Source organism: Brevundimonas sp. (assembly GCF_013912065.1).
GTDB lineage: Bacteria > Pseudomonadota > Alphaproteobacteria > Caulobacterales > Caulobacteraceae > Brevundimonas.
Genome location: NZ_JACESA010000009.1, coordinates 140,574 through 152,523 on the forward strand (window position 1 = coordinate 140,574; position 11,950 = coordinate 152,523).

Below are 11,950 nucleotides of genomic sequence, written 5' to 3' on the forward strand. Positions count from 1 at the left end.
GGGTGTGCACTGAACAACACCCCGACACCGCTGGCGTCATAGTCTTCTGATCCTCGGCCCCTCCGACCGCTTCTCCAGCAGCAGTCGCGACACGCCCCAGACCAGAGCGTCGGCCCGGTCCGGGCTCGGCCCGCCTTCGCAGCCCAGGGTCAGCATCTCCTCCTCCAGGGCCGGGAAGTCGTCGCAGTGGACCACCCGTCCCTGTTCGTACAGCAGGGCCACCGGCTCGGCCCGCGCGGCCTTGGACCGCGAGGCGTGCACCAGGATTACCGGCGCCGGGCATTCGGACTGGTTCAGCACATTGCGCACCATGTCGCCGCCCTGGTTCGCCTCGGCCGCCACCTCGTGTGCGCCGAACTCCCGCGCCGCCTTTCCCACCGCCGCCGCCCAGCCGCCGGGCGACAGGCCCCGCACCGTCCGGTCGGCCAGGACGAAGGCCTGACGTCCCTTGCGCCCCACCACCACTATGCCGCAGGCGTCGCCGTGGGCGCTCGCCGGCGGATCGACCGCCACGACCACCCGCTCCAACTCGACCGGCCGGGCGCCGCGCGCCCGCTTCAGATCCTCGATTTTGAACAGGGCGCCCTCCCCCTCGACCACCAGCCCCTCCAGCTCCTGGGCCGCCAGCCGCGTTCCGCCGTACAGATCGTTCAGATGGTCCAGAAAGCCCGGCGACAGGTTCGTCGCATTGGCGGCCGTCTCCGCCCGATCCGTCACCGTCCCCGCCTCGACCATCAGCCGCCGCAGCGCCGGGATCGGCCGGGGCGTCGTCGTCACCGCCAGCCGGGGGCCGGACCCCAGCCTCAATCCAAACCTCAGGTTCGACAGCACCGCCTCCGGCCGCCGCCAGGCGCAGAATTCGTCAGCCCAGGCGGCGTGAAACTGCGGCCCGCGCAGACTGTCCGGGTCCTCGGCGGAGAAGGCGTAGGCGGCCGAACCGTTCTCCCACAACAGCCGCCGTCGCCCCGCCTCCCAGCGCGGCCGGTCGCCCGGTTCGGCCAGGGCCTTGATCCCCGACGCCCCCTCGACCATCACCTCGCGCACGTCGTGCAGGGCGGGTCCGACCAGGGCCAGCCTCATGCCGGCGTTGTTCCGCGCCGCCAGATCGACCCACACCGCCCCGGCGAAGGTCTTTCCCGACCCCCGCCCGCCCAGCAGCAGCCAGGTCCGCCAGTCGTCGTCCTGCGGCTCAATCTGATGTCGATGCAGCAGGCTCTCGCGGCAATGCCGCCTTAGCTCGAGTTCGTTCTGCGGCTTCTGCGCGCTTTTCCTCAAGTATGAGATCCAGCCGGTCGCAGTTGGCGACCAGTTCGCGTCGCAGTCGCTCGGTTTCCTCGGGGTCGTAGTTGCGTCCACCCATCCCGTCCTCTTCGCTGTCCGCCTCGACACGGGGTCGGATCGCCTCGACCAGCCGGGCCGACCGCGCGATCACGCCGATGCGCCGCGCCAGCTTCTCCGCCCCGTCGGCGTCATTGATCTTCTCGTTGCAGACGACCTCCGCCGTCTCCTCGACCTTGGTCTTCAGCTTGTGGAACAGGGGCGCCAGCCAGCCCCCGCCCGCCCCGCTCTCTTCGCTATTTCCCGTCATGCCCAAACCATAGCGCACCAGCGTCCTCAGGCTGGGAAACCGCCGCGAGAAAGTCACAACCGATTGTATTTTAAGGATTCAGACCAGCGTCATTGTAACAGTTGACGCCGTAACCCCGGCACCGTCAGCCCCGCTCGACCGCCCATTCCGGGGCCTCGAAATCCAGGGCGTCCTCGGGCTCGGCCAGCGACAGTTCCGAAATCGTCTGTCCCCTCACCGACACCCCGGCCGTATGCACCGTCTCCGGGTCGCCCGAGACCAGCGGATGCCAGGCCGCCAGCGGCCGCCCCTCGTGCAGCCGGCGATAGGCGCAGGATTTGGGCATCCACTGCAGGGCCTCGATATTGTGCGGCGTCAGCTTGATGCAGTCGGGCACCTGGGCCTTGCGGTTCGCATAATCCGAGCAGGAACAGGCCTGCGGATCGAACAGTTTGCAGTGGACCCGCGTCGGGATCACCTCGCCCGTATCCTCGTCCTCGAACCGGATGACGCAGCACAGGCCGCACCCGTCGCACAGCCCCTCCCACTCCGCGGGGGTCATCTCGGTCAGGGTCTTGGTCTGCCAGTAGGGTCGCATGGCGGGCCTCATACGCCCGCAAATCGGCGATGTCGCGGCGTTTTCAGTGCGAAACGGCCTTGGAGAACAGGTTGATGACCAGCACCCCGCCCACGATCATCGTCAGGCCGACCACCGCCGGCGCATCCAGTCTCTGGCGGAACAGCACCAGTCCGATCACGGTGATCGCCACCACCCCCAGCCCGCTCCAGATCGCATAGGCGATCCCGACCGGCATCTGTTTCAGCGCGATCGACAGCAGATAGAAGGCCAGGCCGTAGCAGACCGCCATCCCCGCCGTCGGCCAGGGCCGGGTGAACTGCTGGCTCTGCTGCAACAGGGTCGTGCCGACCACTTCGCAAGCGATGGCGCCCAGCAGAGCCGCCCAGGTTCCAAAACTCATTGGGGCGTCACGCCTCGTTGGCCGTGATCGGGTGGCCGGGCGTCAGCAGCGACAACAGGGCCAGCCTCTGTTCGGCGGACACCTTGTGAATGCCGAACAGGTCCGAGATCCACAGACCGTCCGCCATCAGTCTCAGCATCAGGGCGTCGTCCGCCCCGACCGGATCGCTGGGATCGTCGACCTTCACCTTTTCGATCCATCCGCACCACCGCTGCGCCAGGGCCGGTTCTATGGCGCAGGCGGCCATGACGACCCGGCCGATGCTGACGTCCTGCGGCGTGACGGGCTCGGTCACGGTGGCCCGCAGATAGGCCCGCGCATTGCGGCCATAGGGTTCGGGATCGCGCGCCGCCTCGGCCAGAATGGTCTCGGTGTGCATCTCGCCCAGATGGTCGATCATCCCCTCCAGCAGGGCGATCTTGGTCGGGAAATGATGCAGCAGGGCGCCCTTGCTGACCGTCGTCCGCGCCGCCACCGCATCCAGGGTGAAGCCCGACGCCCCCAGGTCGGCCGCCACCTCCAGCGCCTTGTCTATGATCTGGGCGCGGGTGTCGTCGGGGGCGCGGCGGCGAATGATCGTGTCCATCCCTCCAACATACCGACCGGACGGTAACCGTCAAATTCCAAAGCCCGTGGCGGTTCGTCGCGCCGCCCGCTATATGGCCGCCCATGGCAGCCAGACCCCCCCTCGTCGCGCTCAAGGACGTCCGCCTTCAGGACGGCCAGCGCCCCCTCTTCGACGGCGTCGACCTCGCGGTCGAACCGCGCAGCCGCGCCGCCCTCGTCGGCCGCAACGGTGCGGGCAAGTCCACCCTGATGAAGGTGGTCATGGGCCTGATCGAGCCCGACAGCGGCGACCGTTCGGTCCAGTCCGCCGTCCGCTTCGCCTATGTGCCGCAAGAGCCCATCATCACCGGCGAGACCCTGCTGGATTACGCCTCGTCCGGCGAAGCCGAAAGCTGGACCGCCGAGAGCTGGCTGGCCACCTTCGGCCTGAACCCCGAGAAATCCACTCAAGGGTTGTCCGGCGGCGAGACCCGCCGCGCCGCCCTGGCCAAGGCCTTCGCCGAAGAGCCCGACCTGCTGCTGCTGGACGAGCCGACCAACCACCTCGACATCCTGGCCATCGAACTGCTCGAGAACGAGCTGCTCCAGGCCCGGCTCGCCCTGCTGGTCGTCAGCCACGACCGCGCCTTCCTGAACCGCGTCACCAACACGGTCCACTGGCTGGAGAACCGGCGCGTCCGCACCCTGAACAAGGGCTTCGTCGAGTTCGACGAATGGTCCACCAAGGTGCAGGAGGAGGAAGCCGAGGCCTTGCGCCGCCTGACCAAGACCATCGAGCGCGAGACCGTCACCTTCTATTCCTCCATCACCGCCCGCCGCAGCCGCAACGAGGGCCGCGCCCGCTCGCTCGACGCCCTGCGCGCCGAACGCGCTGAAAAAATGAAGGACGCCCCGCGCGAGCTTTATCTCGGCGTCGATTCCGGCTCGACCTCGGGCAAGCTGGTCGCCGAGATCAAGGGCGTATCCAAGGGCTTCGCCGGCCGCACCCTGTTCCACGACCTGACCACCCGGATCATCCGCGGCGACCGCCTAGGCATCGTCGGCCCCAACGGCGCGGGCAAGACGACCCTGGTCAAGACCCTGCTCGGCGAACTGGCCCCCGACGAGGGCACGGTGCGCATGGGCGCCAATCTGGAGCCGGTCTATCTGGACCAGTCGCGCGAGGGGCTGAAGTCGGACATGACCCTGTGGGACGCCCTGACCCCGGGCGGCGGCGACAGCATACTGGTGCGCGGCGTGTCCAAACACGTCGCCGCCTACGCCAAGGACTTCCTCTTCTCCGAGGCTCAGTTGCGCCAGCCGATCTCGACCCTGTCGGGCGGCGAGCGCAACCGCCTGCTGCTGGCAAGGGCGTTGGCCAAGCCGGCCAATCTGCTCATCCTCGACGAACCGACCAACGACCTGGACATGGACACGCTCGACAAGCTGGAAGAGCTGCTCGAGAACTATGACGGCACCCTGATCCTGGTCTCCCACGACCGCGACTTCATCGACCGGCTGTCGACCTCGACCCTGGCCCTGAACGGGCGCGGCGACATCGTCGAGACCCCCGGCGGCTGGACCGACTTCATCCGCCAGAACCCCGGCTTCCTCCAGCCGGGCGCCAATCCCCGCCCCCAGGACAAGGCCGCCGCCCAACGCGCCGCCGACAACCCGGCCCCCGCCGCCGCCCAGGCCGCCGTCAAGAAGGCCGGCAAGCTGACCTTCAAGGACGCCCATCGCCTGAAGGAGCTGGAGGCCCTGATCGACGCCCTGCCCGGCCAGATCGCCAAACATGACGCGACCCTGGCCGACCCCGGTCTCTACGCCCGCGATCCCAAGGCCTTCGACGCCGCCATGAAGGCAGCCGACAAGGCCCGCGCAGACCTGGAATCCGCCGAAATGGAATGGCTGGAGCTGGAAGAGAAGAAGGCGTCGCTGGCGGGGTGAAGGCTGCGGCCTAGACCCCCGTCTCACCGTCCTTTGGCTCGCGGTCCTGTTCAGCGGGGGGCTTCGGTCCCTCGCGCCGGTTCTGCATGACGCCGACGACGATGAAGGCGACGACGCCAAAGGCGAACCAGAGGCCGAAATTCTTCGTCAGCAGGCCGATCAGCCCGAAGATCAGAAGGACGCCGAAGGGAGTGAGCTTTTTCATGGCCTCCACCTTAAGTCCGATTTCGGCGTTTGGCGAATGAACCGACGCCGGCCGACCCCGCCTCTTGAAACCAATCCCGCCGCCGTCCACTCCACAGCCATGACCCTGCGCACCCATGTCGTCGACTTCCCTCCGGCCCAGCAGGCGGCGGTGCGGCGGATCAACGCCGTCCTGGCCCGCGCGCCGCGCCTGCGCACCGACGCCTGGCGGATCGAGGCGGGCCAGCGCCTGTCGCTGTGGCTGGACGCCGCCGCCGGGGCCGTCACCGTTCCCCGCCTGCGCAAGCGGGGCGTCACGGTCGAGATCCTGAACACCGACGGCGATCACGCCGTCCCCTTGCGCATCCTCCGCCCCGACGGCCCGCCCCGCGCCGTCATCCTGGACATCCACGGCGGCGGCTGGGTGCTGGGCAGCGCCGGTCTGAACGACAGGCTCAACGCCCACCTGGCCCGCCACGGCTTCTGCGTCGTCTCGGTCGACTACCGCCTGCTGTCCGAGCGGCGCGGGATCTATATCGACGCCGCCATCGCCGACTGCCTGGCCGCCGCCTACTGGACGGTCACGAACGTCGATCGACTGGGCGCCGCCACGGTCTTCCTGACCGGAGAATCCGCCGGCGGCCACCTGGCGGCCCTGACCGCCGTCGCCCTGCGCGACCAGGGGTTGATCGACCTGGTCCGGGGCTGCGTCTTCACCTACGGCGTCTTCGACCTGTCGGGCACGGACAGCGTCCGCGCCGCCGGGCCGGAGACACTGCTGTTCAACGGCCCGACCATGCAGGCCGACCTGGCCCGCCTGGCCCCCGACCGCGACGAGGCCGGCCTGCGTCAAGCCGACGTCTCGCCCCTCTACGCCGACCTGACCGGCCTGCCGCCCGCCCTGTTCCTGGCAGGCGAGTACGATCCCCTGTTCGAGGACAGTCTGCTGATGGCGACCCGCTGGGGCGAGGCGGCCGAGGTCGACCTGATCCGCGTTCCCGAAGTCCCGCACGGCTTCCTGCATTTCGGCGGGCCCGCCGCACGTGGCGCAAGGGGGGCCATCCGCCACTGGCTGGACGCCCGTCTGGAAACTCCCGAACTAGGTTTCTGATTGGCGCCCGTCGGGATTTCGCCTAACGGCTGATCCTTCAGGGTTGCTCGCGCGGCCCTGGTCGCGGGGAGGCGACGCTTGAATCCAATCCTGTTCCGCAGCAAGCCGGTCTATGGCTACGGCCTGGCCCTGTGCGTCTGGCTGACGGCCTTCTGCGTCCGCGCCGCCCTGGCCGACTGGTTCCCGCCAGGCTTCCCCTTTTTGACCTTCTTCCCCGCCGTGGTCGTCGCCGCCTATTTCGCCGGCCTCGGTCCCGCGATCCTGACGGCGGTCCTGTCGGGCCTGACCGCCTGGTGGTTCTGGATCGGCGCGCCCGGCTTCGACTGGAGCACGGCGACCGGCCTGGCCCTGGCCTTCTACGTCTTCGTGGTCGCGGTCGACATCTTCTTCATCGTCGGCATGAATGCCGCCACCGACGAGCTGCGGCGCGAGGTGGCGCGCAACGCCGCCCTGGCGGAAAGCCGGGATCTGCTGCTGAAAGAGGTCCAGCACCGCGTCTCCAACAATATTCAGGTGGTCAGCGCCCTGTTGCGGCTCGAGGCCGGGGTCTCGTCCGACCCGGGCGCCCGCCGCGCCCTGTCCGAGGCTTCGGCCCGCACCGCCATGATCGCCAAGGTCCAGCGCAGCCTGCTGGACGCCGACGGCGCGGCCGCGACCTTCGAGGACCTGGCGCGCGACCTGGTCGCCGACGCCCTCAAGGCCGCGGGCCGGGACGATGTGACCATCGTGGTCAGGGACGGCCGCACAGGGCTGACGGCGGAAGAGGCCACGCCGATCGTTCTGATCCTGCTTGAATGCGTCAACAACGCCCTGGAACACGCCTTTTCCGACCGTCCCGGCCGGATCGCGATCGCTCTCCATGACGATGGATCAGAACGCCATCTCGAGATCCGCGACGACGGCGCCGGTCCGCCGGCCGATTTCGACCCCGCCGGCGGCGACAGCCTGGGCCTGCGCATCGTCCTGGGCCTGGCCGACCAGCTTCGCGGAGAGTTCACCATCCTGCCGGCGTCGCCCGGCGCCCTGTGCCGCCTCCGCTACCCACGCCCACAGGCCTGAACGCCCGTTTCTGTGGACAAGGCAAACCACTGATACGCAAAAGCGATTTTGATCCGTCCACCGATGTTCACAGGCTTGTCCACCGGCGCCGGGCCAGTCATGCACATCGGCACGATGTGGGAGGCTTGCCTCATACCGGCTTTCGCGAGAACGTCAACAGGCCGAGGGACACGGCGGCGCGGAAATCGGGGGAGACCCCGATCTCAAGCGAACCGGCCCGGCTCTCCGACCCGGCGCGATCGGGCGGTCTTCGGACCGCAACGTGCGACGGGCGGGATCTACGGCCCCGGTCTTCGACGGTCCCCGGACCGACGGCGACAGGGGAACCGGATCGGGATCGATGGACGACGCGGACGCAATGCCGCGGTACGCCAAAGACCAGGAGCGCGACAGGATACAGCCGACCGCCCTCGCGGGTTCGCTCGCGACGACGCCCAGGCCAAGGCCCTGACCCTGCCGGTCAAGTCCAACCCGGACTTGGCGAGGGGACGAAGTAGACGGGTTCCCCCTGAACGCTTCGTCCCCTCGCTCAATTGGGTTCGAATTCATCATCTTGCGCTAGACAGAGACGACCCGCCGTGCACCGTTGAGGCGTACAGGGAGAAACTGATGCGTGCAGCTCAGATCGCCGTCCTCGTTCTGGCCGCAGGCGCGGGAGCCACCTCGGTCGCTGCGGCCGCAGTCGATCAGCCGTCCGAACTTATCTGGCCGGACGCCGTCGCCTCTACGCCCCCGCCTCCTCCGCCCGTCGTCGTTCGGCAAGGCCGCATGGCCGGCCAGGTCGAGGATACGCGCCTGCGCCTGCCAGAGGCCGAGACCACGTGCAACGGGGTTGCGATCTCGCCCGTTTACAGCGAAGCCCTGGCGGCCCAACAGGCTTCGGCCTGGGACGCGAGGGACGACGACACGGTCTTGAGCTTCTCGATCGCGGCCGACGGGCGAACGACGGACATCAGCCCCGACGATGCGCCGCGGACCAGCTTCGGCGCCCTCCAGGCCGAGCTCGCCGCCTGGCGCTTTCCCGCTCAGCCCCGCCAGAACTGCCGGCTGACCGTCCGCTGGCGCGTCACCCCGCTGGCGGAAGCCGAAACCCCGGATCTGCTGAACTATTTCGCCGTGAACCGGACCACGGGCCCGCTTCGCAACGCCGTCGCCAAACGGCTGGGTGGTCCCGATGCGGACTGCGGCGCACGCTTCGGCGGACGCCGCCCCGAGGTCGTCAGCTTCCCGAACTTCCAGAAGGGCCGTCGCCCGCCTCCGGGAGGCCGATCATGGTCGGTGACCCGCTGGAACATCGACGCCGAAGGCCGCGCGACGAATGTCGAGACCCTGGGCTCGTCCGGCGACGCCGATCTGGACGCCGAGGCGCGCCGCGCCACCGCCGAGACCCGTATGCTTCCTGGCCCGGCCCGCACCGGCTGCGTCTACAACGTCTATCGTACGGGCGAGACCCTGCCGGCGCCGCCCATGCCGCCGGAAGACCAACCCGAGGACCCGCTGCAACAATGCCCGCCCGCCGTCGGTGACCGGTTCAAGGCCCGCTCCAACCCGGCCTTCCCCGCCGCCTTCAGCCAGCGCTCCATCGAGGGCTGGGCCAAGGTGCGGTTCGACATCGCGCCCTGGGGCCAGATCGGCAACGTCTCGGTGATCGAAGCCCAGCCGGCCGCCGCATTCGGCGAAGACGCCCTGCGCTTGGTCCAGACCAGCCAGGCCACGCCGGGGTTCGAGGCCGGCGTCCGATGCGTGGTCCCGGTGCGCTACAGGCTCCCGGACGAGGACGCCGCATCGCAAGCCGACCAGGACTAAAGCTCCGCCTTCCCAAGGCCCCCGTCGCCTCGTAAAGCAGGGCCATGATCCAGCGTGGGAATCGCCTGCTGACACGACGCCGCGCCCTGCTCGCGGGCGGCGCGGCCGTGGTCGGCGGGGCGGCGCTCGGCCTGCGGGCCTGTGGCCGGGCCGAGGCGCCGGTGGACGATCAGGGCCGGGTGCGGCTGCGCTTCGCCACCGACTGGCGGGCCCAGGCCGAACAGGGCGGCTTCTATCAGGCCCTGGCGACCGGCGCCTATGAGAAGCGCGGCCTGAACGTGGAGATCATCCAGGGCGGACCGGGCGTGAACGTGCCCCAGCTGCTGGCCTCGGGCGCCGTCGAACTGGGCATGGGCTCCAACAGCTTCATTCCGATGAATCTGGTCGCGGCTGGCGCGCCGGTGAAGGCCGTCGCGGCCTTCTTCCAGAAGGACCCCCAGGTCCTGATCGCCCATCCCGATCCGGCGCTGGAGACCATCGCCGATCTGACCGGTCGTCCCGTCCTGCTGGCCGACGCCTCGATCAACGCCTTCTGGGTCTGGCTGAAGGCCAAATATGGCTTCACCGACGATCAGGTGCGCAAATACACCTTCAACCTGGCGCCCTTCCTGGCCGACGAGCGAGCGGTGCAGCAGGGCTATCTGACCAGCGAACCCTACACCATCGAACAGGAAGCCGGGTTCGAGCCCAAGGTCTTCCTGCTGGCCGACGAGGGCTACCCTTCCTACGCCGCCATGGTCCTGGCCCCCAACGCCTTTGCGCGGGACAATGCGGCGGCCCTGCGCAGTTTCATCGCCGCCTCGGCCGAGGGCTGGCGCGACTATCTGCGGGGCGATCCGGCGCCCGGCGACGCCCTGATCCGCAAGGACAATCCGGAAATGACCCAGGCGGTCCTGGATCAGGCGCGCGAGAAGCTGCGCGACTACGGCATCGTCGACGGCGGCGACGCCGCCCTCTATGGCCTGGGCGCCATGACGGCCGAACGCTGGCAGGCCTTCTTCGAGGTCACCAGCCAGGCCGGCGTCTTCGATCCCGGCCTGAACTGGCGCGAGGCCTTCACCGACAACTATCTGCCGGGCCGTGGCTGATCCCAGCCTGGACGACGGGGGCCGCGACGAAGGGCTGATCGCCGCCCTGGACGGCGTGGTCGTGGACTGGACCGCGTCGGGCCGTCCGCCGCTGGGGCCCATCGACCTGACCGTGGCGCGCGGCGAGATCGTCGCCCTGGTCGGCGCTTCGGGCGCGGGCAAGTCCACGATCCTGCGGCTGCTGGCGGGGCTTCAGAACCCCACCGCGGGCGCCGTGACCCGCGCCGTCGGGGTCGGCCGCACCGGCTTCGTCTTCCAGAGCCCGACCCTGACGCCCTGGGCCGACGCTCTGGCCAATGTCGCCCTGCCGCTGGAGCTGGCCGGCGTGCCGAAGTCCCAGGCCCGAGACCGCGCCACGGCCGCCCTGACCGCCGTCGGCCTGGGCGGGCGGCTGGACGCCCGGCCGTCGCAACTGTCGGGCGGCATGGCGATGCGCGTCGCCCTGGCCCGCGCCCTGGTCACCGGGCCGGACCTTCTGCTGCTGGACGAGCCCTTCGCCGCCCTGGACAGCGTCACCCGCCGCCGGCTGATCGAGGACCTGCACGCCTTGTGGGCGGGGGGCCAACCAAGCCCCGCCGTCGTCTTCGTCACCCATGATGTCGAGGAGGCCGTCTATCTGGCCCAGCGGGTCGTGGTGCTGGAGGCCGCGACCGGCCGCCCCGTCGCCGACCTGGCCTCGCCGGGCGTCGTGCCGCGTCCCGAGCGCTGGCGCGCCGATCCCGCTTGCCGCCAGGCGGTCGAGACCGTCGCCGACGCGTTGGAGGCCAGCATGGGCGCCGCGACATGAGACGCGTGACGGACCTGATCCCGCCGCTGGCCCCCGCTCTGGCCCTGACCGCCCTTCTGCTGCTGGCCTGGGAGGCGGCCTGCCGTCTGCTGGACGTGCCCGTCTATTTCCTGCCGCCGCCCAGCGCCGTCGCCCTGGCCCTGGTCCAGGCTGGACCGCGCCTGGCCGCCTCGGCCTGGGTCACATTCGGCATGGCGGTCCAGGCCCTGATCCTGGCCGGACTGGTCGGCGGCGGCCTGGCCCTGGCGGTGTCGATGCACGCGTCGGCCGAGCGGGCCGTGCGGCCGCTGGCCGTGGCGCTGCAGGTCACGCCGGTGGTGGCCGTGGCGCCCCTGGTGCTGATCTGGGCCGGGCTGGATCACGCCGACCGGGCGGTGGTGGCGCTCGCCGCCGTCGTCGCCTTCTTCCCCCTGTTCTCGGGCGTCCTGACCGGGCTGAAATCGGCCGATCCCGACCTGGAGCGACTGTTCGACCTCTATGGCGCCACGCCGCTGCAGCGACTGTGGCGGCTGCGTCTGCCTTCGGCCCTGCCCTTCGCACTGGAGGGTCTGCGGGTCGCCGCCGGCCTTGCCGTCATCGGCGCCGTGGTGGCCGAGTTCGTGTCGGGATCGGGCGCAACCCAGGGTCTGGCCTGGCGGCTGCTGGAGGCCGGCAACCGGCTGCGCACGGCCGAGATGCTGGCCGGAGTCCTGTGCCTGACCCTGCTGGGCCTGTTGCTGAACGCCGCCGTAGGCGTGATCGAGCGATTCCTGCTGCGCCGTTAGCCGGGGGTTAAGCGATCCGGTTCTAAGCTCAAGGTTGCTCTTCGTAGTCACGCGAGACCCGCCGTTGCGACACGCCCTGATCCTGTCGACCGCCCTGATCGCCGCCTGC

Annotated in this window: 13 protein-coding genes; 7 read left to right on the plus strand and 6 right to left on the minus strand. The window is 69.7% G+C overall.

Going from position 1 to position 11,950, the window contains the following annotated elements:
• Nucleotides 1-36 precede the first annotated feature (36 nt).
• The 5 genes from H2037_RS09925 to H2037_RS09945 all read right to left on the minus strand — a co-directional run bounded on the left by H2037_RS09925 (nt 37) and on the right by H2037_RS09945 (nt 3,133).
• A complete protein-coding gene (locus tag H2037_RS09925) occupies nt 37-1,275 on the minus strand; it encodes a terminase family protein (RefSeq protein ID WP_292121024.1) in 1,239 nt (412 codons plus the stop codon).
• Nucleotides 1,190-1,588, minus strand: coding sequence for a hypothetical protein (locus H2037_RS09930; protein WP_292121025.1), 399 nt, complete (start codon nt 1,586-1,588; stop codon nt 1,190-1,192). The genes H2037_RS09925 and H2037_RS09930 overlap by 86 nt, the downstream gene beginning before the upstream one ends.
• A 124-nt stretch (nt 1,589-1,712) precedes the next feature.
• Nucleotides 1,713-2,165: a YcgN family cysteine cluster protein gene (locus H2037_RS09935; protein WP_292121027.1), complete on the minus strand. Its 453-nt coding sequence runs from the start codon at nt 2,163-2,165 to the stop codon at nt 1,713-1,715.
• Nucleotides 2,166-2,208: 43 nt separating this feature from the next.
• Nucleotides 2,209-2,547 carry a multidrug efflux SMR transporter gene (locus tag H2037_RS09940; protein ID WP_292121030.1) on the minus strand — a complete coding sequence of 113 codons (339 nt, stop codon included), beginning with the start codon at nt 2,545-2,547 and terminating at the stop codon, nt 2,209-2,211.
• Between the two features lie 7 nt (nt 2,548-2,554).
• A complete protein-coding gene (locus H2037_RS09945) occupies nt 2,555-3,133 on the minus strand; it encodes a TetR/AcrR family transcriptional regulator (protein WP_292121033.1) in 579 nt (192 codons plus the stop codon).
• An 83-nt stretch (nt 3,134-3,216) separates the two neighbouring features.
• On the opposite strand from H2037_RS09945, the gene H2037_RS09950 reads away from it, so the two are divergent.
• A complete protein-coding gene (locus tag H2037_RS09950) occupies nt 3,217-5,043 on the plus strand; it encodes an ABC-F family ATP-binding cassette domain-containing protein (RefSeq protein WP_292121035.1) in 1,827 nt (608 codons plus the stop codon).
• Between the two features lie 10 nt (nt 5,044-5,053).
• Here H2037_RS09950 and H2037_RS09955 read toward each other — a convergent pair whose 3' ends face one another.
• On the minus strand, nt 5,054-5,248 hold the full coding sequence (locus H2037_RS09955) for a hypothetical protein (protein WP_292121039.1): 195 nt from the start codon (nt 5,246-5,248) through the stop codon (nt 5,054-5,056).
• Between the two features lie 36 nt (nt 5,249-5,284).
• Between H2037_RS09955 and H2037_RS09960 the strand changes: the two genes are divergently transcribed.
• The 6 genes from H2037_RS09960 to H2037_RS09985 all read left to right on the plus strand — a co-directional run bounded on the left by H2037_RS09960 (nt 5,285) and on the right by H2037_RS09985 (nt 11,841).
• Nucleotides 5,285-6,337 (plus strand): alpha/beta hydrolase, encoded by a 1,053-nt coding sequence (locus H2037_RS09960; RefSeq protein ID WP_292121041.1) that lies wholly within the window; start codon nt 5,285-5,287, stop codon nt 6,335-6,337.
• Nucleotides 6,338-6,415: 78 nt separating this feature from the next.
• Nucleotides 6,416-7,396 (plus strand): histidine kinase dimerization/phosphoacceptor domain -containing protein, encoded by a 981-nt coding sequence (locus H2037_RS09965; RefSeq protein ID WP_292121044.1) that lies wholly within the window; start codon nt 6,416-6,418, stop codon nt 7,394-7,396.
• A gap of 609 nt (nt 7,397-8,005) precedes the next feature.
• Nucleotides 8,006-9,202, plus strand: coding sequence for a TonB family protein (locus H2037_RS09970; RefSeq protein WP_292121047.1), 1,197 nt, complete (start codon nt 8,006-8,008; stop codon nt 9,200-9,202).
• Nucleotides 9,203-9,246: 44 nt separating this feature from the next.
• Nucleotides 9,247-10,290, plus strand: coding sequence for an ABC transporter substrate-binding protein (locus H2037_RS09975; RefSeq protein ID WP_292121050.1), 1,044 nt, complete (start codon nt 9,247-9,249; stop codon nt 10,288-10,290).
• The gene (locus H2037_RS09980; RefSeq protein ID WP_292121053.1) at nt 10,283-11,077 is read left to right on the plus strand and encodes an ATP-binding cassette domain-containing protein; all 795 of its coding nucleotides are present in this window, start codon (nt 10,283-10,285) and stop codon (nt 11,075-11,077) included. Before H2037_RS09975 ends, H2037_RS09980 begins: the two co-directional genes overlap by 8 nt.
• Complete coding sequence (locus H2037_RS09985) at nt 11,074-11,841, plus strand: ABC transporter permease (protein WP_292121056.1); 768 nt, start codon at nt 11,074-11,076, stop codon at nt 11,839-11,841. Before H2037_RS09980 ends, H2037_RS09985 begins: the two co-directional genes overlap by 4 nt.
• Nucleotides 11,842-11,950 lie beyond the last annotated feature (109 nt).